This window comes from Streptomyces sp. NBC_00647, from assembly GCF_045207245.1.
Lineage (GTDB): Bacteria > Actinomycetota > Actinomycetes > Streptomycetales > Streptomycetaceae > Streptomyces.
Window position 1 is genome coordinate 4,380,403 of record NZ_CP109040.1, and the last position, 21,406, is coordinate 4,401,808.

14 protein-coding genes and 1 other RNA gene are annotated in these 21,406 nt (G+C 71.3%); 6 read left to right on the top strand and 9 right to left on the bottom strand.

The genetic code is table 11. The features are described from left to right. The first annotated feature begins 7 nt into the window (after positions 1 to 7). Complete coding sequence (locus tag OG788_RS19160) at positions 8 to 2,938, top strand: glycoside hydrolase family 3 C-terminal domain-containing protein (RefSeq protein WP_406372294.1); 2,931 nt, start codon at positions 8 to 10, stop codon at positions 2,936 to 2,938. A gap of 87 nt (positions 2,939 to 3,025) precedes the next feature. Here OG788_RS19160 and ssrA read toward each other — a convergent pair. From ssrA to ftsE, 5 genes are all read right to left on the bottom strand, one after another. Continuing rightward, positions 3,026 to 3,414: a transfer-messenger RNA gene (gene ssrA, locus OG788_RS19165) on the bottom strand. Positions 3,415 to 3,570: 156 nt separating this feature from the next. After that, positions 3,571 to 4,104 (bottom strand): SsrA-binding protein SmpB, encoded by a 534-nt coding sequence (smpB, locus tag OG788_RS19170; RefSeq protein WP_351549969.1) that lies wholly within the window; start codon positions 4,102 to 4,104, stop codon positions 3,571 to 3,573. Between the two features lie 81 nt (positions 4,105 to 4,185). Further along, positions 4,186 to 5,352 carry a S41 family peptidase gene (locus OG788_RS19175; protein ID WP_406372296.1) on the bottom strand — a complete coding sequence of 389 codons (1,167 nt, stop codon included), beginning with the start codon at positions 5,350 to 5,352 and terminating at the stop codon, positions 4,186 to 4,188. Positions 5,353 to 5,419: 67 nt separating this feature from the next. Next, positions 5,420 to 6,340 carry a permease-like cell division protein FtsX gene (gene ftsX, locus OG788_RS19180; protein WP_351549889.1) on the bottom strand — a complete coding sequence of 307 codons (921 nt, stop codon included), beginning with the start codon at positions 6,338 to 6,340 and terminating at the stop codon, positions 5,420 to 5,422. A 33-nt stretch (positions 6,341 to 6,373) separates the two neighbouring features. Beyond that, positions 6,374 to 7,063, bottom strand: a complete 690-nt coding sequence (ftsE, locus tag OG788_RS19185; RefSeq protein WP_266759363.1) for a cell division ATP-binding protein FtsE — start codon at positions 7,061 to 7,063, stop codon at positions 6,374 to 6,376. Between the two features lie 301 nt (positions 7,064 to 7,364). On the opposite strand from ftsE, the gene OG788_RS19190 reads away from it, so the two are divergent. Continuing rightward, the gene (locus OG788_RS19190) at positions 7,365 to 7,556 is read left to right on the top strand and encodes a hypothetical protein (RefSeq protein ID WP_266759365.1); all 192 of its coding nucleotides are present in this window, start codon (positions 7,365 to 7,367) and stop codon (positions 7,554 to 7,556) included. A gap of 95 nt (positions 7,557 to 7,651) precedes the next feature. Here the strand turns inward: OG788_RS19190 and OG788_RS19195 are convergent, their stop codons facing one another. From OG788_RS19195 to OG788_RS19210, 4 genes are all read right to left on the bottom strand, one after another. Continuing rightward, the gene (locus OG788_RS19195) at positions 7,652 to 8,257 is read right to left on the bottom strand and encodes a hypothetical protein (RefSeq protein ID WP_406372298.1); all 606 of its coding nucleotides are present in this window, start codon (positions 8,255 to 8,257) and stop codon (positions 7,652 to 7,654) included. A gap of 336 nt (positions 8,258 to 8,593) precedes the next feature. Next, positions 8,594 to 9,700: a peptide chain release factor 2 gene (gene prfB, locus OG788_RS19200; RefSeq protein WP_266759369.1), complete on the bottom strand. Its 1,107-nt coding sequence runs from the start codon at positions 9,698 to 9,700 to the stop codon at positions 8,594 to 8,596. Positions 9,701 to 9,814: 114 nt separating this feature from the next. Further along, positions 9,815 to 11,059: a serine/threonine-protein kinase gene (locus OG788_RS19205; protein WP_351549899.1), complete on the bottom strand. Its 1,245-nt coding sequence runs from the start codon at positions 11,057 to 11,059 to the stop codon at positions 9,815 to 9,817. A 105-nt stretch (positions 11,060 to 11,164) separates the two neighbouring features. Next, positions 11,165 to 12,856 carry a serine/threonine-protein kinase gene (locus OG788_RS19210; protein WP_351549902.1) on the bottom strand — a complete coding sequence of 564 codons (1,692 nt, stop codon included), beginning with the start codon at positions 12,854 to 12,856 and terminating at the stop codon, positions 11,165 to 11,167. A gap of 502 nt (positions 12,857 to 13,358) precedes the next feature. Here OG788_RS19210 and OG788_RS19215 point away from each other — a divergent pair. The 4 genes from OG788_RS19215 to OG788_RS19230 all read left to right on the top strand — a co-directional run bounded on the left by OG788_RS19215 (position 13,359) and on the right by OG788_RS19230 (position 21,332). After that, entirely contained in the window at positions 13,359 to 17,246 is a 3,888-nt protein-coding gene (locus OG788_RS19215; RefSeq protein WP_406372300.1) for an FHA domain-containing protein, read from the top strand. Positions 17,247 to 17,663: 417 nt separating this feature from the next. After that, complete coding sequence (locus OG788_RS19220) at positions 17,664 to 19,076, top strand: ABC transporter substrate-binding protein (RefSeq protein ID WP_351549907.1); 1,413 nt, start codon at positions 17,664 to 17,666, stop codon at positions 19,074 to 19,076. Positions 19,077 to 19,083: 7 nt separating this feature from the next. Then, positions 19,084 to 20,424, top strand: coding sequence for a carbohydrate ABC transporter permease (locus OG788_RS19225; RefSeq protein ID WP_406372303.1), 1,341 nt, complete (start codon positions 19,084 to 19,086; stop codon positions 20,422 to 20,424). Continuing rightward, positions 20,421 to 21,332: a carbohydrate ABC transporter permease gene (locus OG788_RS19230; protein WP_406372304.1), complete on the top strand. Its 912-nt coding sequence runs from the start codon at positions 20,421 to 20,423 to the stop codon at positions 21,330 to 21,332. Before OG788_RS19225 ends, OG788_RS19230 begins: the two co-directional genes overlap by 4 nt. Positions 21,333 to 21,406: the final 74 nt, after the last annotated feature.

Sequence of the window (21,406 nt, forward strand, 5' to 3'; positions counted from 1 at the left end):
ACGTGTCATGCGGAAAGGCAACAAGAAGAGAAGAAGACCGGGGGCGGCGGCCCTGGTGACCGTGGCCCTCGCGCTGATCGCGGGCCCGGCCACCATCGCGGGCACCGCCACCGCGTCCCCGTACTCCCACCCCTTCCGTGATCCGGGACTACCCGTCGCCGACCGCGTGGACGACCTGCTGGGCAGGCTCACCCTCGACGAGAAGATCTCCCTGCTCCACCAGTACGAGCCCGCGATCCCCCGCCTCGGCATCCAGGCGTTCCGCACCGGGACCGAGGCCCTGCACGGGGTCGCCTGGCTGGGGAAGGCGACCGTGTTCCCGCAGGCGGTCGGACTCGCCTCGACCTGGGACCCGGCGCTGATCGAGCGGGTCGGTTCGGCGGTCGGCGACGAGGCACGCGGCTTCCAGCGGGAGCGCCCGGACGGCTGGGGTCTCAACCTGTGGGCGCCGGTGGTGAACCTGCTGCGTGACCCCCGCTGGGGCCGCAACGAGGAGGGCTACTCCGAGGACCCGTATCTCACCGGCTCGATCTCCACGGCTTACGGCGAGGGCCTGACGGGCGGCGACCCCGACCATCTGAAGACGGCGCCCACGCTCAAGCACTACCTCGCCAACAACAACGAGGCGCACCGGGCGACGACCTCCTCCGACCTGCGCCCGCGGGTGCTGCACGAGTACGACGAGGCGGCCTTCGCACCGGCGATCCGGGCGGACGCGGCGACCGGCGTCATGTCCTCGTACAACCTGGTCAACGGCCGCCCCAACACGGTCAGTCCGGATCTGGACGACGTCGTGCGCGGCTGGACGGACCGGGATCTGCTGAACGTCACCGACGCCTTCGCCCCCGGCAACCTGCTGCCCGCCACCCAGAACTACCACCCCACGCTCGCCGAGGGCGACGCGGCCGCGCTGAAGGCGGGCATCGACAGCTTCACGGACAACGGCACTGACCCGGAGCCGACCACCACGGCCGTCAAGTCGGCTCTTTCGACAGGCCTGTTGAAGGAGTCGGACGTGGACAGCGCCGTCTCCCACATCCTCGCCGTCCGCGTCCGGCTCGGTGAATTCGACCCGAACGGCGGGAAGTACGGAGCGATCGACGCTTCCGTCATCGACGGCCCGGCCCACCGGAAGCTGGCCCGCGAGGCGGCCACCGAAGCGGCGGTCCTGCTGAAGAACGACAACACGCTTCCCCTGAAGGCGGCTTCGGGCGGGAGCGTCGCGGTCGTCGGTCCTCTCGCCGACACCCTCTACACCGACTGGTACTCGGGCACCCTCCCCTACGCGGTCACACCCAAGGCGGGCATCGAGGCCAAGCTGGGCACCCCGGTGGCGAGCAGCGAGGGCGCCGACCGCATCGCCCTCAAGGACACGGCGACGGGGAAGTACGTCACGGCGGGGGCCTCCGAGGCGGGAGCGGCGCTGAAGGAGAGCGCGGACAGCGGGCCGGCCGCACAGTTCGACCTTTTCGACTGGGGCTCCGGCATCGTGACGCTGCGCTCGGCGGCCAACGGGAAGTACGTCGGCTACAACTGGTCGGGCTTCGTGAACGACCAGGTGCAGCCCAACGGCTGGTACGTTCAGCAGCAGTTCAGGCTGGAGCGGCAGGAGGACGGCACCTATCTGCTCCGGTACGCCGGGTACGAGACCGCCGAGTCCTGGTGGTCGAACCCCGTCTATCTGGGTCCGACCGGCGACGACGGCACTCTGGGCCTGGTCGCCGAGGGACAGGCGGCGCACTACTCCAAGGACGTCGTCCGCAGTGGGGCCGACGAGGCGGTGGCGGCGGTGAAGGGCAAGGACACGGCGGTGGTCGTGGTCGGCTCGATGCCCTCGATCAACGGCCGTGAGGACCACGACCGCACCGACATGGGCCTGGCCCCCTCCCAGGAGGCCCTGGTCAGGGCGGTGCACGCGGCCAATCCGAAGACGGTCGTGGTCGTCGAGAACAGCTATCCGACCACCCTCGGCGCCCTCCAGGACGAGGTCCCCGCCCTCCTGTGGACCACCCACGCGGGCCAGGAGACCGGCAACGCCCTCGCGGACCTGCTCTACGGCGACGCGAACCCGGCCGGCCGCCTCACCCAGACCTGGTACCGCTCGGAGTCGGACCTTCCGTCGATCCTCGACTACGACATCATCAAGTCGGCCCGCACCTACCAGTACTTCGGGGGCCGGCCGCTGTACCCCTTCGGCTACGGCCTGTCGTACACCTCGTTCCGCTACGGCGCGCCGAAGCGCGTCGACGGCGGGTACGAGGTCGCCGTGACCAACACCGGCGAGCGCGCCGGCGCCGAGGTCGTCCAGCTCTACACGCACCAGAGGGTGTCGCGCGACAGACAGCCGCTGAAGCAGCTGAAGGCGTATACGCGGGTGACACTGAAGCCGGGCGAGACGAGGACCGTGCGGCTGGCGCTGCGCACGAAGGATCTGGCCCACTGGGATGTCACGCGCTCGCGGTGGGTGGTGGAGAGCGGGACGTACGACGTGCTGGCCGGAGCGTCGGCGGCCGACATCCGCTCCCGCGCGACCCTTCGGGTGCGCGGCGAGACGATCCCGCCCCGGGACCTCGGCCGCACCACCCGTGCCGAGAACTTCGACGACTACACAGGGACGCGCCTCGTGGACGAGTCGAAGGCACGCGGCACGGCCGTGGCTTCGACGGCCGACGGCGCGTGGCTGAAGTTCGCGGACACCGAACCGGGCGGCGGGACAACGGAGTTCCGTGCCCGCGTGGCCGGCGCCTCCGGAACCGTCGAGATACGCCTCGGTTCCCCCACCGGGACGCTCCTCGGCACGGCACACCCGGACGGCACCTCGTCGCCGTACACCTACGAGACGGTGACCGCGGCGCTGTCGAAAGCGCCGAAGGGCCACGAGGATGTGTACCTGGTGCTGAGCGGCGGCCTGCGTCTGTCGACGTTCTCCCTGCGCTGACGGTCCCGCGTGGCACGGACGAACGACGAAGGCCCCGCTGCCGGAGCAGCGGGGCCTTCGTCACGATATTCAATTGGAACATGGGATGAGTGGAGATGGCGGGAATCGAACCCGCGTCCAACGGTGCAAAATCAGGGCTTCTCCGTGTGCAGTTCGCTGCGATTTTCTCAGCCCCGGCGATCACGCGAACAAGTCGCCGACGGGCTCAGTCACTGTTTGATTTCCCACCGAACCCCGTGACCGGGCTCGGTGGTTTAGTCCCCTAGATTATGCCAGGATCCGGGCCGGGAACACTCCCGGGCTGACACCCATTAAGGGTCCCTCACTCACTGCTTATTAGGCAGCGAGGGCGAAGGACTGGGAATCGCTCTTGGTATTGGCGATTATTTTTTGCGACATATGGTTTACGAGATCATTGCCGCTTCCTCGACACGCTTCCCCTGCTTCAACAGCCGCTGTCGAAACCGATCATCCCCATGTTTATTTTTCAAAGCTCGGCCCCTCCGAGGAGGAACCCCGCACCCGCTGTGAGGTGCGTTGCCATCGTACGTGACCAACGCACGACGGTGCCAGCCTATTCCCGCGGGCCGCGGCCGTGCCCGCCCTCCGGCGGCCCGGCTCCGCCCGCCGCTCTACTCGCCGCGCTGCTTCCGCTTGGCCGCCGCGATCGCGCGGTCCGACTCGCGCCGGTCCTGCTTCTCGCGCAGGGTCTGCCGCTTGTCGTACTCCTTCTTGCCCCGGGCGAGCGCGATCTCCGCCTTCGCCCGGCCGTCCTTGAAGTACAGGGCGAGCGGGACGATCGTGTGACCCGTCTCCTGGGTCTTCGCCTCCAGCTTGTCGATCTCCTCACGGTGCAGGAGGAGCTTGCGCTTGCGGCGCACGGTGTGGTTCGTCCAGGTGCCCTGGCTGTACTCCGGGATGTGGGCGTTGTGCAGCCACGCCTCGTTCCCGTCGATCTGGACGAAGCCGTCGGTCAGGGAGGCGCGGCCCTGGCGCAGCGACTTCACCTCGGTGCCGGTCAGGACGAGCCCGGCCTCGAAGGTGTCGATGATCGCGTAGTCGTGCCGCGCCTTCTTGTTCTGCGCGACGATCTTGCGCTTGCCGTCCTTGGCCTTGCCGGAACCCTGGCCGCCCTGCTTGGGCTGGGACTCCTTCGGTACGTACATTCCCTTGCTCATAGTGCTGGCCATTTTCGCACTACAGGGGGGCTCGGGGGAAAGCCGATTAACGGGCCCGGTCTCCGCGGGTCACGAGGGGTCCCCGAGGCCGGTCAGCACGGTCTCGGCCCGCTTCAGCGACTCCTTGTCCGCCTCCAGGTCGGGGGTGATGCCCCGGCCGTCGACGGAGCGCCCCGCGGGGGTGCGGTAGTGGCCGACGGTCAGCTCGGCCACGGAGCCGTCGGGCAGCCGGCTCGGCATCTGTACCGAGCCCTTGCCGAAGGTCCTGGAGCCCACGACGACCGCGCGCCCGCGGTCCTGGAGGGCTCCGGTGAGCAGCTCGGCCGCGCTCATCGTGCCGCCGTCGACCAGCGCGACCAGGGGCCTGGCGGTGTCGCCGCCGGAGTCGGCGTGCAGGGCGCGCTGGGCGCCGTTCACGTCGTACGTGGCGACGAGGCCGCCGTCGAGGAAGGCGGAGGCGGCGGTGACGGCCTCGGTGACCAGGCCGCCCGAGTTGCCGCGCAGGTCGAGGACGATCCCGGCGCGGCCCGGTGCCCGGCCGACGGCGGACCGTACCGCGTCGCCCACGCCCTTGGTGAAGGCGTCGACCTTGATCATGGTGACATCGCCGGTGAGCCTGCTGACGGTCACGGAGTCCGTCGAGAGCCTGGCGCGGCGCAGGGTCCTGCTCCACGTCCGCGTGCCGCGCTCCAGGCCGAGGGAGACCTTCGTACCCGCGGCCGCGTCGTCGGCGTCGCCGCGCAGTAAGGAGACGACCTCGGTGACCGGCCGGCCGTCCACCTTCGCGCCGTCGACGGTGCGCAGCCGGTCGCCCTCGCGGATGCCCGCCGCGGCGGCGGGCGAGCCGGTCCGGACGCGGGTGACCTCGATCCGTCCGTCGCGCTCGCGGCGGGCCCACAGGCCGACGCCGGTGTACTGGCCGTCGAGGGCTTCCTCGAACTCCTCGTAGTCGCCCTGGGAGTAGACGGCGCCCCAGCGGTCGCCACTGCGGCTGACGGCGCGCGCGGCGGCCTCCATGGGGGACTTTCCGTCGGCCATCGCCCGGGCGGCGGCGTCGGTGACCTCGTCGTGGTGGCGTGCCGACGCCGAACGGGGCGTGCCCGCCTCGGTCTTCCGGTCGGAGTCGGAGAAGGATCCGGTCGTCGCTCCGGCGACGAGGACACTCGCGAACACCAATGTCAGGGCCGCCCCGCGGCGGATGCGGCGGGGCTCGCAGAACAGGTCACGGCCTGACATGCCGGTGAGTCTAGGACAACGCGAAGGGCCGCACCGCCGCTTGACGGTACGGCCCTCTTGGCATGCGTCACACCTTCAGGTACTTGCGCAATGCGAAGAAAGCAGCCAGCGCGGGCATCAGCAGACTTGTCGCGAGGATGAGCGGGAGCTTGGTCAACACGGCGTCCCAGCCGATGAAGTTGATCAGGTTCAGCTTCTCGGACAGGGCCAGCCCGTGGTCGATGATGAAGTACCGGGCGATCAGCAGGAAACCGCAGGCGACACCGCCGCCGATGAGCCCGGCGACCGCGGCCTCGGCGATGAACGGCGCCTGGATGTAGAAGCCGGAGGCGCCGACGAGGCGCATGATGCCGGTCTCACGCCGCCGGCTGAACGCCGAGACGCGCACCGTGTTGACGATCAGCATCAGCGCGACGACGAGCATCATCGCCATCACCGCGCGGGCGGCCCAGTTCATGCCGTTGAGGAGCCCGAAGAGGTTGTCCAGGATGCCCTTCTGGTCCTGCACGGACTGCACGCCGGCACGGCCGTCGAAGGCGGTCGCGATGACCTGGTACTTCTCCGGGTCCTTCAGCTTGATCCGGTACGACTCCTGCATCTGGTCCGGCGTGAGGGAGCTGGCCAGCGGGGAGTCGCCGAACTGCTCCTTGTAGTGCTTGTACGCCTGGTCCGAGGACTCGTACGTGACATTCTGGACGACCGTGGACATCTTGCTCAGGTCGGCACGGATCTGCTTCTTCTGGTCGCTGGTCACCGCGCCCTTGGCGCAGTTGGGGTCGGACTCGGCGTCGCTCTTGTTGCAGAGGAAGATCGAGACGTTGACCTTGTCGTACCAGTAGCCCTTCATGGTGTTCACCTGGTCGCTCATCAGGAGCGAGCCGCCGAACAGGGCGAGCGAGAGGGCGACCGAGACGACGACCGCGAAGGTCATGGTCAGGTTGCGGCGGAGACCTACACCGATCTCCGACAGAACGAACTGCGCGCGCATGGCGTCTTCCTCAGACCTTTCCGTGGACGATGATCAGTGCTGGTAGCCGTAGACGCCGCGTGCCTGGTCGCGGACGAGACGGCCCTGCTCCAGCTCGATGACGCGCTTGCGCATCTGGTCCACGATGTTCTGGTCGTGCGTCGCCATCAGGACCGTCGTGCCCGTCCGGTTGATCCGGTCGAGCAGTTTCATGATGCCGACGGAGGTCTGCGGGTCGAGGTTTCCGGTCGGCTCGTCGGCGATGAGGAGCTTGGGCCGGTTCACGAAGGCTCTCGCGATGGCCACACGCTGCTGCTCACCACCGGACAGCTCGCCGGGCATCCGGTCCTCCTTGCCGCCGAGGCCGACGAGGTCGAGCACCTGGGGCACGGACTTGCGGATCTCGCCGCGGGACTTGCCGATGACCTCCTGGGCGAAGGCCACGTTCTCGGCGACCGTCTTGTTGGGCAGGAGACGGAAGTCCTGGAACACGGTCCCCAGCTGGCGGCGCATCTGCGGCACCTTCCAGTTGGAGAGGCGCGCGAGGTCCTTGCCCAGGACGTGCACCTGACCGTGACTGGTCCGCTCCTCGCGGAGGATCAGCCGCAGGAAGGTGGACTTTCCGGAGCCGGAGGACCCCACGAGGAACACGAACTCTCCGCGCTCGACCTCCAGGGAGACATCCCTGAGAGCGGGGCGGGTCTGCTTGGGGTAGACCTTGGAGACGTTGTCGAATCGGATCACGGATGCACCACGGGTCGCCGGGGGTAGGTGTGCGTGACCATACGCGAACCGGGTGCGCAAGCGCAGTCGGCGTACGGGGTTGCGCGAGGCTTGCACGTTTTGTCACGGATCTGAGGTGCGTTTCACCTCGGATCCGAGCGGCTGGCGGGGGTCCGGGCGGGGCAGGATAAGGCGAGCCGCGCCGAAATCCGCGGAACCTGGCACAGTGGTAGGGGAACGGTTGCGTTCCCCGCAGCGTTAAGAGAGCGACGCGTACGCGAGAACGGTGCGTACGCGGAGACAGCGCAAGGAGGGCCAGCGCATGACGTACGACCGATTGGTATGCGCTAACTGCGCGTCGCCCGTCAGCGAGGGCCGCTGCCGCGTGTGCCGCGCGAACCGGGAGCGGCTCCAGCAGGAGAGCCCCTTCGCGGGAATGAACCCCATGGCACTGATCGCCCTGCTCGCGGTACTGATCGCGGCCCTGGCGCTGGTGGCCCACCAGACGGTGTGAGAGCCACGCGGACGGCGCGGCGGCGCCGGAACCGCCCCTGACACGGGAAGGGCCCGGAGCGAGCTGCTCCGGGCCCTTCGTCGTGCGCGCGTGCGTCAGGCGGCGGCACCGCCGCGGCCGCCCGCGAGGCGCGGCAGCAGGCGGAAGCCGACACCGCCGGCGATCATCGTGGCGGCACCGATGATCAGGAACGTGGTCTGACCCGCGCCCGTCTCGGCGAGCTCACCGTCGTTGCTGCCCTGGGCCGTGGTGTCCGAGCCCGTGTCGGTGAGGGCCGAGGAGCCCTCCTCCTGGGTGGAGGAGCCACCGTCGGGGTCGTTGTTGTTGCCGCTGCCACCCGTGCCGCCCTCGGCGGGCGCGGAGCTGGTGCCGGAGCTGGGCTCCTCGGTCGTCTCGGAGGGGTCCGGGTCCTCGGTGGGCTGAGTCGGCTCCTCCGTGGGCTCGGTGGGCTCCTCGGTGGGCTCGGTCGGCTCCTCCGTGGGCTCCGTGGGCTCCTCGGTGGGCTCGGTCGGCTCCCCCGTGGGCTCGGTCGGGATGCCCGTGTCGGTGGGCGTCGGGGTCGGGTCGTCGGCGCCGTTCACGCTGATGCCGACGTTGAGGTCGAGCGCCGAGGCGGCACCCGCCGCGGTCAGCGAAGCACCGGCGGCAATCACCGCACCGGCGGCTATCCGCGCCACGCGGATCCGCGTCTTCTTGGTCATCTGCCTGCTACCCCCAGTAGCTGATCGTCAATGGAGCAGCGCCCGGGGCCACGGCGTCACAGGCGGCTTCGCTCGGCCCCCCGGTTCACATGCGCCCCGGTAATACGCATGCCACGCGTCACCCTTCCCAGTTTTCAAAGCATCGTCAAGGTCGTTGCGTACGCGATGTCCGGAACAACATCGTTTGCCTGCCGTGCGGGCCTGTGACTGTGACATAAAACCCAGACAACCCCCACAACAAAGGCAACTGCCGTCCGATGGACGGCAGTTGCCTTGTCGACAAAGAGGTTTTCAGAGGGGCGGAAACCACCCGCCCGCACCGCGCCTCTCGCGCGTCTACTTCTCCTGCTGCTTGCGCCAGCGAATTCCGGCCTCGAGGAAGCCGTCGATCTCGCCGCCGAACACGGCCTCGGGGTTGCCGACTTCGAACTCGGTGCGCAGGTCCTTGACCATCTGGTACGGGTGCAGGACGTACGAACGCATCTGGTTTCCCCAGGAGTTGCCGCCGTCGCCCTTCAGGGCGTCCATCCTGGCCTGCTCCTCCTGCCGGCGCCGCTCGAGAAGCTTGGCCTGCAGAACGTTCATGGCCGAGGCCTTGTTCTGGATCTGCGACCGCTCGTTCTGGCAGGAGACGACGATGCCGGTGGGGAGGTGGGTCAGACGCACCGCGGAGTCCGTGGTGTTGACGCCCTGGCCGCCGGGACCGGAGGACCGGTACACATCGATCCGGAGCTCCGACTCGTCGATCTCGATGTGGTCGGTCTGCTCGACGACGGGCAGGATCTCGACACCGGCGAAGGAGGTCTGGCGGCGCCCCTGGTTGTCGAAGGGCGAGATGCGCACCAGCCGGTGCGTGCCCTGCTCCACGGAGAGCGTGCCGTAGGCGTACGGGACGTGGACGGCGAAGGTGGTGGACTTGATGCCCGCCTCTTCCGCGTACGACGTCTCGTAGAGCTCCGTCTTGTAGCCGTGGCGCTCCGCCCAGCGGAGGTACATGCGCTGGAGCTTCTCGGCGAAGTCGGAGGCGTCGACGCCTCCGGCCTCGGCGCGGATGGTGACGACGGCCTCGCGGGAGTCGTACTCGCCGGACAGGAGCGTGCGGACCTCCATCTCGTCCAGCGCCTTCTTGACGGCGACGAGCTCGGCGTCGGCCTCGGCACGGGTGTCCGGGTCGTCCTCCTCCTCGGCCATCTCGAAGAGCACGCTCAGATCGTCGATACGCCCGCGGAGCGCCTCGGCCTTCCTGACCTCCGCCTGGAGGTGGCTCAGCTTGCTGGTGATCTTCTGCGCCTCGTCCGGGTCGTCCCACAGGGACGGCGCGGCCGCCTGCTCCTCGAGCACGGCGACATCTGCCCTCAGCTTGTCGAGGTCCAGGACGGCCTCGATCGACTCCATGGTCGAGGAGAGGGACTTGAGCTCTTCGGAAACATCGACGACTGCCACGCCTCCAGCGTAACGGCTACGGCAACCGGGGCCCGCCCCTCGCCCCCGAGGGGCCTCCGCCCTCCCCCGCTGCCGTGCCTCCGCCCACCGGGGACCTCCGTCGCCCGAGGCGGGTCACGGAGAGGCCGGAGCCGAGTTCTTCGTGTCCTGGGGGGTCGCGTCGGCGTCGTCACCGGAGGTGGCGAGCCAGGTGCCGACGCCCACCGCGGCGACGAGGGCGACCGCCGCGGTACCCAGGGTGATCCGCCGTCGGCGGGCGGAGGCGCGGTGCCGGGCGGATCCCGGACGGGGCGCGCCGGCGGCGCGGGGCGCCCGGGCGGTGCCGCGGGCCCCGCCTGCCAGTTCGTCGGGCGCGGGCACCCGCATCGAGGTGTGCGTGTCCCGGTTGGAGTCGGGTGCGGCCCCCGGCACGAGGGGTACCGCGCCGCGCCGTACCCGGGCGGCGGCGGGCTCGGCCGGCTCCGCGGTCTCCTCGTACTCGTCGTCCTCGTCCTCGGACTCCGAGTCCGGCGAGTCCACGTCCAGCGGGGGCATACCGGCCAGCAGCGGCAACTGCTCCCGCAGCCGTGCGCCCAGTTCGGACGCCCGGAGCCGCGACGCGGGCGCCTTGGCCAGGCACTGCACGATCAGCTGCCACAGCTCGTCCGGGATGCCGGGGAGCGGGACCACGGTCTCCGTGACGTGGCGGCGCAGGACCGCGCCGGGGTGTCCGCCCCCGAAGGGCGTGAACCCGGCGAGCAGCTCGTAGAGCACGGTCGCCAGCGCGTAGATGTCGACGGCGGCGCGCGGCGGCAGGCCCTCGATGATCTCGGGCGCCAGGTAGTCAGGCGTGCCGATGATCTTCGTGGCCCGGGTCCGGCGCGGCGAGTCGATGAGCTTGGCCACACCGAAGTCGGTCAGGAGGGCCGGGTGGGAACCGCCGGGGCCGAGCGGGCCCTGCATGTCGAGCAGGACGTTCTCGGGCTTCACGTCACGGTGGACGACCCCGGCGGCGTGCGCGGCCGCGAGTCCGTCCGCGACGTCGGCGACGATCGCGACCGCGGCCTCGGGGGCGAGCCGCCGCTCCCGGTCGAGCCGGGTGCGCAGGTCGGTGCCCCGGACGAGGTCCATGACGAGGGCGAGGTCGTTGCCGTCCACCACCAGGTCGCGCACCGCCACCACGTGGGGATGGTCGAGCCCGAGCAGTGCGGTGCGCTCCTGAACGAAGCGCCCCACGAGCTCCTGGTCGGACGCGAGGTCCTCGCGCAGCAGCTTGATGGCGACGGGCCCCTCGGGTCCCTCGCCCAGCCACACCGTGCCGGCGCTCCCCCGCCCCAGGATCTGGTTCGCGGTGTACCGGCTGCCGATCTTGCGTGCCAAGACTGCTCCTACAGACGCGTGTTGCCGCTTAAAGTACGCGCCCGAGGAGCCAACCTTCACTCCCGAGACCGAAATCACCCGTCAGATATCGACAAATCCCCAGAGTCAGTTGCCCGAGGGGTTGTTTCCGCCGAGTTCCCCGATCCAGTCGCTGACGTCGTTGTACATGTGGGTGACCTGGCCCCAGAAGGACCGGGTGGTGCCGATCCAGTCCTGAAGAGGACTGAATTCCCAGATCAGCCAGCCGGCGACGAACAGGATGACGATCGTGAACAGGCACCCCTTGAGGCAGCCGAGCCCGGGAATCTTCATGGGGCTGGAGCTGCGCTGGCGGGGCTCGCGCGGCGCGGGCTGCTGGGGCCGTTGCGGCTCCGGCGCGTACCGCTGCGGCTGAGGCTGTTGCTGGGGCGCCGGGGCGTAGCGCTGCGGCTGCTGGTGCTGCGGGGCGTACTGCTGCGGCTGTTGCTGCTGCGGATATCCGTATCCGGGCGGCGGCTGCTGGCCCTGCTGCGGACGCTGCCGCTGGGGCTGCTGCTGCGGCCTGGCCACCTGCCGCTGAGGGCGGCGGCGCAGCGGGTCCTCGTTCGGGTCGAGGTACTGGACCTGCGTCTGTTCGTTGCGGTCGCGGGCCGCGCGGAGCTGGTTCTGCCAGGGGTGCGGGTCCTCGCCCTGGCCGGGCTGTCCGCCCGGCTGGTGCGGGGGCACCGGCGGCATCACGGCGGTCGGGTCGGCCGCACCGCGGTTCGGCAGCACGGAGGTGGCGTCGGCCGCGCCTGAGGTGTGCGGCAGCACGCTGGTCGCGCCGTACGGGTCGTAGGAGCCCGCGTTGTGGGGCAGCACCTGCGTCAGGTCGGCCGCGCCGGGTGTGTCCGGGACGGGTGCCGGGGCCGGGTCGGGGGCGAGCAGGGCGCCCACACCCTCGGCCGCGGCGATCTGCGCGGCGTTCGCGTGCACCCCGACGCCCGCGGCGACGGCGCGCAGCGCGCGGGCGAGGTTCTCGGCGCTGGGCCGCTCGTCCGGGTTCTTGCGCAGGCAGCGCTCTATGACGGTCCACAGCGGGTCCGGCACGGTCGAGGGGCGGCGCGGTTCGGCGCTCAGGTGCTGGTGCAGCACCTCGAGGGCGGACCCGCCGGCGAACGGCGGGCGTCCGGTGACCAGCTCGTACATCAGGATGCCGGCGCCGTAGATGTCGACGGCGGACGTCTGCGGGCGCCCCTCGGCGGACTCCGGCGCGACGTACGCGGGCGTGCCGACGAATTCGTGGGTGCGGGTCAGGCCCGGGGAGTCGGCGAGCCGGGCGATGCCGAAGTCGGTCAGCATCGGGTGCATGCCGCCGGCGTCCTGCTTGAGCAGGACGTTCGCGGGCTTCAGGTCGCGGTGCACGACGCCGTCGGCGTGGCTGGCGGCGAGCGCGTCGGCGACCTGGGCGGTCAGGAGGGAGGCGGCGACGGGCGAGAACGGCCCGTTCTCGCGCAGATAGCGGTGCAGGTCGGGCCCGTCGATCAGGTCCATGACCAGGGCGAGGAGATCGCCTTCGACGACGAGGTCGCGTACGCGCACGATGTTCGGGTGGGTCAGGCGCAGCAGCACCGACCGCTCCCGCAGGAACCGCATCACGATGTCCGCGTCGCTTGCGAGCTCTTCCTTCAGGACCTTGATCGCCACGGTCTCGCCGGGCTGCCCGGCGACGGCCGCCTCGGCGCCCGCGGTCTCCCGCTGGCGGGCTCGCCAGACCGTGCCTGTGGCGCCGCGCCCCAGCGGCTCCTCAAGGAGGTACTTGCTCCCTACCGGCCGCACGTCATGCGCTCCCTGTTGCTTGCTTGCCTGGTCCGACCACCGTGATCACCGTGGTACAGGTGTTCCGACCCACTGTAGTGGTGCCGTACGCGGCACCGGGCTGTCGTGTTCGTGTGCTTCCCCATAGGTCCCATGCACGCCTGTGGTCCGCATAAGCGCTTACGTACGCGTTCCCGTACATGTTCGACAGGAAGCCGCTCGAAAGACGCTCGCTCATGCTCGACGGAAAGACGCTCAGTCCGGTCACTTGGTTGCCGCGGGGCGGGCGTGACCGATCTCAAGCGGACACCGGGCGGGCACTGGTCAGGCACTTTTACGGGCAGAGCCGACCAATCAAGATCACTTACGGGTGGGGGGCGGGCGTGTTGTCGGTGGCAGGTGCGAGGATGCCTCCAGTACTGGCCGACGTGCCCGTGCGCGGTGGGGGAAATCTGCGGTGGGGGACCGCAGCGCAGCCTCGTCCTCGTCGCGGACACCTGCGCGGAAGGGACCCCGGACGGCGATGCAGATCCGGCTGACCGTCGTAGACCCGCTGGGCCCGCCCTCGGAGCCGCGGGGGCGAGCCACTGCCTGCGATGTGCTGGTCACCGCGCCCGCCGGGACGGCGCTGGCCGCGGTCGCGTCGGGGCTGGCCGCGGCGGTCGGGGGAAGCGGGGGCACCTCCCAGGGCGAGCGCGGCCGTGAGCCCGGCGGAGGCCAGATCGTGCTCTACGCGGGCGCGGAGCGGCTCGACGCCCAGCGCTGCACCCTCGGCGAGCCGCCGCTGACCGACGGCGCCGTGCTGTGCCTCGGCGCACCCGCCGAGCCGGGTCCCGACCTGGACGACGTCTCCACCCAGCTGCACGTGGTCGCGGGCCCCGACGCCGGCGGCGTCCACCTCCTGCACGGCGGCCAGATCCACATCGGCCGCTCCGCGGACGCCGACGTGCCCCTGGACGACCCCGACGTGTCCCGCCTGCACTGCGCGGTCACCGTCACTCCCGAGGGCCGCGTCTCGGTCGCCGACATCGGCTCCACGAACGGCACGACACTCGACGGCTCCCGGGTGGGCAGCCGCCCGGTCCGCCTCACCGAGGGCGCGCTGCTGCGCGTCGGCGAGTCCGCCCTGCGCCTCGCGCCGCCCGGAGGACCGGGGGCCGTACGGACGGCACCGGACGGCGAGGGCCATGTACGGGTGCAGGCCGGAACGGCCGAGGACGGCGCGTTCGGAGTCGCCGGGTCCGGCGGCCGGGCGGACGCTGGCACCACCGCGCGGCCGGACGCCACCCCCGCGCCGGCGGCCGGCTCCCCTTCGAACGGCTCGCGGGGCGGATCCGCCCCCGATCCGGACACGCGGGCCTCCCTCTCTTCGCGGACCCCCGCACCGGGCACCCCCCACCCGCACGGCGCCGTGCCCCACGCGCGCGGGGAGAGCGCCTCCCTCGCGCAGAGGGGCGCCCTCCCTCCCGTGGGCGAGACGCATCACGCCTACGGGACCGCGGAGTGGGGTGCCTCCGGTGGCGGCGTCCCCGGGGCACTGGAACACGGACGCGCGGTGCCCCCGGCCGTGCCGGAGCAGGGCGGGGCACCCCGGATCGAGAGCAGGCCGCGCGGCGGGCCGGCGGACGGCGGTTCCGCCCCCGGTGCGTCCCCGCGCGGGGCGGCCCGCCCGGGCGGACCCGCGGGAGCTCCCGACGGACGGGCCGGGGCGGAGGCCTCGGGGACCTTCGGCACCGGGGCCGCCGACGCGCCCGGCTTCGACGGACCGGGCATCCCGGGTGAGCGCAAAGGCACGCCGACACGGGGCACGGACGTCCCGGCGGGGGTGCGCAGGCGGGGCGGTATCGGCGCGTGGGCCCGGCGGCTGGCCGGCGGCCGCGGAGAACCGGCGGGGACCGCGCGGGAGGCGTACGACGACGGAACCGTCGCGGTGGAGGAATCCCTTCCCGCGGTGCGACGGTCGCCCGAGAGCTGGCCCGACCCGGCGACCCTGCTGCTCACCGCGCTGGGACCGGGTCCCCGGCTGTGGGAGCGGGGCCCCGGACACCCCGAGGCGTTGACGGTGCGTCTGGGCACGGCCGACCGGGCCGCACCGGACGGCTCGGGCCTCCTCCCGGCGGTGCCGGTGACCGCCGGGCTGCGGGAGGTCGGCTCACTGGGCCTGGCCGGACCGCGCGCGCGTCTCGCGGGGCTGGCCCGCGCGGTCGTCGCCCAGCTCGCCGCGCTGCACTCCCCCGACACCCTGGAAATCGTCCTCATCAGCACGGACCGAGCCCGCACGGTGGAGGAACGCAGCTCCGAGTGGTCCTGGCTCGGCTGGCTCCCCCATCTGCGCCCCGCCCACGGCCAGGACTGCCGGCTCCTCCTCGCGTACGACCGCGAACAGGCGGCGGCGCGCACCGACGAACTCCTGCGCCGCCTGGAGGACCACCTCGCGGAGACGGAGGGCGCACCGGGCGGCCGGGGCGCCCGGTCCACAGGCGCCGGAGCGACTGTTCCGGCCGCCCGGTCCGGGACGCACGACGACGGCGAGCGCGCCGGCGACGACGGTCCGCGGGGCGCGGTGCGGCGGCCCTCCTGGGCACGGACCGAGGACACGGACGACGGTTACGACGGTCCGTACACGGTGGTCGTCGTGGACGGGGACCCCGGAGGAGCCGACGTACGGGAGGCCGTGGTGCGCCTCGCGCACGAGGGCTCGCGGGCCGGAATCCATCTGGTGTGCCTCGCCGAGACCGCGGCGGCGTCGCCCGCGTCACCGGTGACGGACACCTACGAAGCCGCGTGCCAGGCCTCGCCGGCGTTCCGTGAGTGCGGGGCGGTGGCGCTGCTCAGCGGGGACGTGGCCACGGCGCTGCGGTTGATGCGGGTCGCACCGGGCGGGACCGGCGAGCCCGCCCCGGAGGCGCCGCCGCACACCGGGTCCCATGGTGGCCCCGACCGCGCCGGAGCGGGTCCGGCCGGGCATGCGCGCTCCGGGCCGCCGCACTCCGGTCCCCGGCACGAGGGATCCACCCACACGGGCATACCTCGTCCCGGAGCAGGAAGCGGAACCGGTCACGCCGCCGCGCCGCGCTCGGGCCGCGCCTCCGGTGCCGCCGGACAGCTGCCGCGCGGCCCCGTGGGGCATGGCACCGTCGCCGCCGTGGACGCCGTGTCGGTCGCCTGGGCCGAACGGTTCGCCCGCGCCCTCGCGCCGCTGCGGACGGACGGAGCGCACGGGGACCGCCACGCGCGCGTGTCCGCACCCCTGCCTCATATGGCGCGCCTGCTCGACGAGTTGGGGCTGGCGCGGGCCACCCCCGCCTCCCTGATGGCGCGTTGGGCGGACGCGGCGGACGACACCGAGGCATTCGGCGGACGGGCTCGGGCCGTCCTCGGCGCGGGCCCGCGCGGACCCGTCGCCGTCGACCTGCCCGTCGAGGGCCCGCACCTGCTGATCGAGGGCCCGCCGGGCAGCGGCCGTACGGAACTGCTGCGCTCGGTGGCCGCGTCCCTCGCAGCCGCCGAACGGCCCGACCGGCTCGGGATCGTCCTGCTGGACGGACGCGACGGCACGGGAGGCCATGGCACGGGGAACGGCGGGGAAGGGCTTCAGGTCTGCACGGACCTGCCGCATGTCACCACACACCTGACAGCCAACGACCCCGTGCGGATGCGGGAGTTCGCCCAGTCCCTGAGCGCCGAGCTGAAGCGGCGGTCCGAACTGCTGGGCCGGCTCGGCTTCGCGGAGTGGCACGCTGGGCGGGCGGTGTCCGGCCGGATCGTGTCGCAGCGCTCGTCCGGCACCTCGTCGAGCGGCACCTCGTCCCTCGGGGCCTCTGACCTCGACTCACCGCCCAGTTCGACCATGCGGCTGCGGCCGGCCGCCGCGCGGCAGCGGATCGAGCCGGGGCCGCCGCTGGCCCGGCTGGTCGTGGTCGTCGACGACCTGGACGCCCTGCTGTCACCGTCGTTGGGCTCCCCGGGGCGTCCGGCGGCCGGTTCGGTCGTACGGGCGCTGGAGGCCGTCGCCCGGGAAGGGGACCGGCTCGGGGTGCACCTCGTGGCGTCGTCCGGGGCCGGCGGCCGTACGGCGGCATCGGAACTGGCGCGTTCCGCCGCGTTGCGCGTCACCCTCGAAACACCGTCGACCGGACCGGAGGAGCCCGCCCCCGGGCGGGGCCGGCTGCTCCGCCCGGACGGCCGGGAGACGCCCTTCCAGGGTGGCCGGGTCACGGGGCGCATCCCCCGCACGGCCACGCTCCGCCCCACCGTCGTCCCGCTGGAGTGGCAGCGCATGGGCGACCCGCCGGCCCGCCGCCCGGTCCGTGAACTGGGCAACGGACCCACGGACCTGGCCCTGCTCGCCAGCGCCCTGGAGCGTGCCGCGCGTTCCGTCTCCGCGACCGAGGTGCCGTCCCTGCTGTAGCCCGCGGGGCGCGAGGCTCGTTCGGTCCCGGGCGTCACCGCGCCGGGGCCGACACAGGCGCGGCCCCGGCGCCGTGCAGCCGCTGCGCTGTGGCCAGCCCCGGCGCCATGCGCAGCCGCTGCGCGGTGGCCAGCACCTGCGCGGCCGCTCAGCGGCACCCCGGCCCGGCTCGGTGCCGCCGGCACCGCTGCCCGAGCGCCGCGAAGCCGGGCGCGTGGTCGGCCGTCGTGCGGCCCGGCCACCCTCCGGATCGCCCCGTCGACGCCCTTCACCTTCGGTGACCTCACGTCACGACCCAATCACGATCGCTCACTTGACAGTACCGGCGGTCTTGCCGCCCCCGAGTGACCGGGCGTAGACCAGAGCGCACGGGACAACCGCTCGGACGTTCGACGAAGAACGAAGAACGGGGCAGTGATGCGCAGCAATCCTCGTATACGCAGGTCGCCCAATCACTCCACGCACCGCTCGCGCAGGGCCGCACAGGCCGCCGCGGCCGCCGTCGTCGCAGGGGCTCTCACGCTCACCGCGTGCGGCGGCGACGGTGACAAGGACAAGGGAAACGACAACGGCAAGGGCACGGAGAGCAGCGGCACCGGCGCCGGCTCCGTCACCCTCCCCAAGCTCGACGGCGCCACTCTGGAAGTCGCCGCCGTGTGGACAGGCGCCGAACAGGCCAACTTCAAGAAGGTGCTGGCGGAGTTCGAGAAGCGCACGGGCGCGAAGGTCACCTTCGTACCGGCGCAGGACCCGATCATCAACTTCCTGGGTTCGAAGATCGCGGGCGGTGCGCCGCCGGACGTCGCGCTGCTGCCGCAGGTCGGCGCGATCAAGCAGGCCGTCGACAAGAAGTGGGCCAAGCCCGTCGGCGCGGACGCGCAGGCGCAGTTGACGAAGAACTACGCGCAGGGCTGGCAGGACCTCGGCAAGGTCGACGGCAAGCAGTACGCCGTCTACTTCAAGGCCGCCAACAAGTCGCTGGTCTGGTACAACACCAAGGTCTTCGAGAACGCGGGGGCGAAGGAGCCCAAGACCTGGAAGGACTTCCTGACCGCCGCGCAGACGATCTACGACTCCGGTGTCACCCCCGTCTCGGTCGGCGGCGCGGACGGATGGACGCTCACCGACTGGTTCGAGAACATCTATCTCTCTCAGGCGGGACCGGAGAAGTACGACCAGCTCGCCCAGCACAAGATCAAGTGGACGGACCCGTCCGTGAAGGACGCGCTGACCACGCTCGCCCAGGTGTGGGGCAACAAGAACTACATCGCGGGCGGCCCGGACGGAGCGCTCCAGACGGAGTTCCCGGCGTCCGTGACGCAGACGTTCACCGGCGGCGACCAGCCGAAGGCGGGCATGGTCTTCGAGGGCGACTTCGTGGGCGTCAACATCGCGGAGACCAAGGCGAAGATCGGAACGGACGCGAAGGTGTTCCCGTTCCCGGCCGTGGGTGACAAGGCGCCCGTCGTGAGCGGCGGCGACGCGGCCGTCCTGCTCAAGGAGTCCGAGGCGGGCCAGGCGCTGCTGACCTTCCTCGCCTCGCCCGACGCGGCGACGATCTGGGCGAAGCTCGGCGGCTATCTCTCGCCCAACAAGAGCGTGTCCGACTCCGCCTATCCGAACGCCGTTCAGCAGTCGATGGCCAAGGCGCTGATCGCGGCCGGCGACGACTTCCGCTTCGACATGTCCGACCAGGCCCCCCAGGCCTTCGGCGGAACGCCCGGCAAGGGCGAGTGGAAGGACCTCCAGGACTTCCTGAAGAACCCGAAGGACGTGGCGGGGACGCAGGCGAAGCTCGAGTCGGACGCCGCAGCCGCCTACAAGGGCTGATCCGGCGATGACGTCGGCAACGGCCGGAGGCACCGCACCGGTGCCTCCGGCCCGTACGCGCAAGAGCGTGACCGGAACCCGCAGGACCGTGGTGGCGCTCTTCCTGCTGCCCGCCCTGGTGCTGCTCGGCGCGCTCGTGGTCTACCCGATCGGGTATTCGGTCGTCCGCAGCCTCTACGACCAGTCGGGCGACGGGTTCGCCGGACTCGACAACTACAAGGAGCTGTTCACCGACGACGGCATCCGCACCGCGCTGAAGAACAACGTCATCTGGGTGGTGTTCGCCCCGACGGTCGCGACCGCGCTGGGGCTGGTCTTCGCGGTGCTCACCGAACGGGTGCGCTGGGGAACGGCGTTCAAGCTGGTCGTCTTCATGCCGATGGCGATCTCGATGCTCGCGGCGGGCATCATCTTCCGGCTGGTGTACGACCAGGACCCGGACAAGGGCGTCGCGAACGCGGTCTGGGTGGGGGTGCACGACACCTTCGCCTCCTCGTCGGCGTTCCCGAAGGCCCACCTGGGCCGGCAGTCACCCCTGCAGGCCGAGGAGGGCGGGTTCATCACGCGGGAGGCCGTGCACAGCGGGCAGTCCGTCACCGTGCCGCTCGTCGGCGTCGCCCCGGACCAGATGCCGGACAGCGCCAGGAAGGCCGTTCAGGCCGGGTCCGAGCCCGGCAAGGTCACCGGCACGGCCTGGCAGGACTTCACCCGCGGCAAGGGCGTGGGGAGACTCGGCCAGGTCGACCCGAGCGAACTGGGCTACTCCGGGATGCGGATCGAGGCGGTCAGGGACGGCAAGGTCGTCGACTCGGCGAAGGTCGGCGACGACGGCACGTTCACACTCTCGGACAAGGCGGACGGAGCCCGGCTGCGGCTCCCGGCGAGCAACTTCAAGGAGCCGTACAACGGCCTCGACTGGCTCGGCCCGTCCCTGGTCACCCCCGCGATCATCGGCTCGTACATCTGGATGTGGGCCGGCTTCGCGATGGTGCTGATCGCGGCGGGTCTGGCCGGTATGCCGCGCGAACTCCTCGAGGCGGCCCGGGTCGACGGGGCGAACGAGTGGCAGGTGTTCCGCAGGGTCACGGTGCCGCTGCTCGCGCCGGTCCTCGCGGTGGTCGCCGTGACGCTGATGATCAACGTGCTGAAGGTCTTCGACCTGGTCTTCATCATCGCGCCGGGCTCCTCCCAGGACGACGCAGACGTGCTGGCCCTGGAGCTGTACCGCAAGGGCTTCTCGGAGGGCCGGCCGGGCGTCGCGAGCGCCATCGCCGTGTTCCTGCTCCTGCTCGTGATCCCGGTGATGCTCTTCAATGTGCGCAGGCTCAGGCGGGAGGTGCGGCGATGACCACGCAGGCCGGACGTCTGACGGAGACGGCACCCGCCGCGGCGGTGAACCGGGCCAGACCCTCGCTCGGTTCACGGCTCGCGAGCGGTGTCGGCAGCGGCGTCGTCCGCGTCTTCCTGCTGCTCGTCGGCCTGTTCTGGCTGGTGCCGACGATCGGGCTGCTGCTGTCCTCGCTGCGCAAGCCGGAGGACATGAACGCGAGCGGCTGGTGGAAGGTCCTCAGTGAGCCGTCGCAGCTCACGGTGGACAGCTACCAGAAGCTCCTGGAGAACGGCGACATCACCGACTCTCTGCTCAACACGGTGCTGATCACCGTGCCGGCGACCCTCCTGGTCGTCGTCATCGGCTCGCTCGCGGGCTACGCCTTCGCCTGGATGGAGTTCCCGGGCCGGGACTGGTGGTTCCTCGGTGTGGTGGGGCTGTTGGTCGTGCCGGTGCAGGTGGCCCTGATCCCGATCGCCGAACTCTTCGGGAAGATCGGCGTCTTCGGGTCGATCACCGGCGTGGTCCTCTTCCACGTCGGATACGGCCTGCCCTTCGCGGTGTTCCTGCTGCGGAACTTCTTCGCGGAGATCCCGAGGGAGCTCCTGGAGGCGGCCCGACTGGACGGCGCGGGTGAACTGCGCCTGTTCGTACGGGTCGTGATGCCGCTCGGCGGGCCCGCGATCGCCTCGCTGGGCATCTTCCAGTTCCTGTGGGTGTGGAACGACATGCTGGTCGCGCTGGTGTTCTCCGACTCGGGGAGCCAGCCCATCACGGTCGCGCTGCAGACGCAGGTACGTCAGTTCGGCAACAACATCGACGTACTGGCGCCGGGTGCCTTCATCTCGATGGTGATCCCGCTGGCCGTGTTCTTCGCGTTCCAGAGGCAGTTCGTCTCCGGGGTGATGGCGGGCGCCGTCAAATAGGGCCGTCACAGAAGTGCTTGAGGGGCGGGCCGGACACCGGTTCGCCCCTCGCCGTTCACCGGGCATCCCCCGTA

Coding starts and splice junctions, on each gene's coding strand:
- OG788_RS19160 (WP_406372294.1), top strand. CDS start 8: ATGCGGAAAGGCAACAAGAAGAGAAGAAGACCGGGGGCGGCGGCCCTG.
- smpB (WP_351549969.1), bottom strand. CDS start 4,104: ATGTACGTACCGAAGGAGTCCCAGCCCAAGCAGGGCGGCCAGGGTTCC.
- OG788_RS19175 (WP_406372296.1), bottom strand. CDS start 5,352: ATGTCAGGCCGTGACCTGTTCTGCGAGCCCCGCCGCATCCGCCGCGGG.
- ftsX (WP_351549889.1), bottom strand. CDS start 6,340: ATGCGCGCGCAGTTCGTTCTGTCGGAGATCGGTGTAGGTCTCCGCCGC.
- OG788_RS19190 (WP_266759365.1), top strand. CDS start 7,365: ATGACGTACGACCGATTGGTATGCGCTAACTGCGCGTCGCCCGTCAGC.
- OG788_RS19195 (WP_406372298.1), bottom strand. CDS start 8,257: ATGACCAAGAAGACGCGGATCCGCGTGGCGCGGATAGCCGCCGGTGCG.
- OG788_RS19215 (WP_406372300.1), top strand. CDS start 13,359: ATGCAGATCCGGCTGACCGTCGTAGACCCGCTGGGCCCGCCCTCGGAG.
- OG788_RS19220 (WP_351549907.1), top strand. CDS start 17,664: ATGCGCAGCAATCCTCGTATACGCAGGTCGCCCAATCACTCCACGCAC.
- OG788_RS19225 (WP_406372303.1), top strand. CDS start 19,084: ATGACGTCGGCAACGGCCGGAGGCACCGCACCGGTGCCTCCGGCCCGT.
- OG788_RS19230 (WP_406372304.1), top strand. CDS start 20,421: ATGACCACGCAGGCCGGACGTCTGACGGAGACGGCACCCGCCGCGGCG.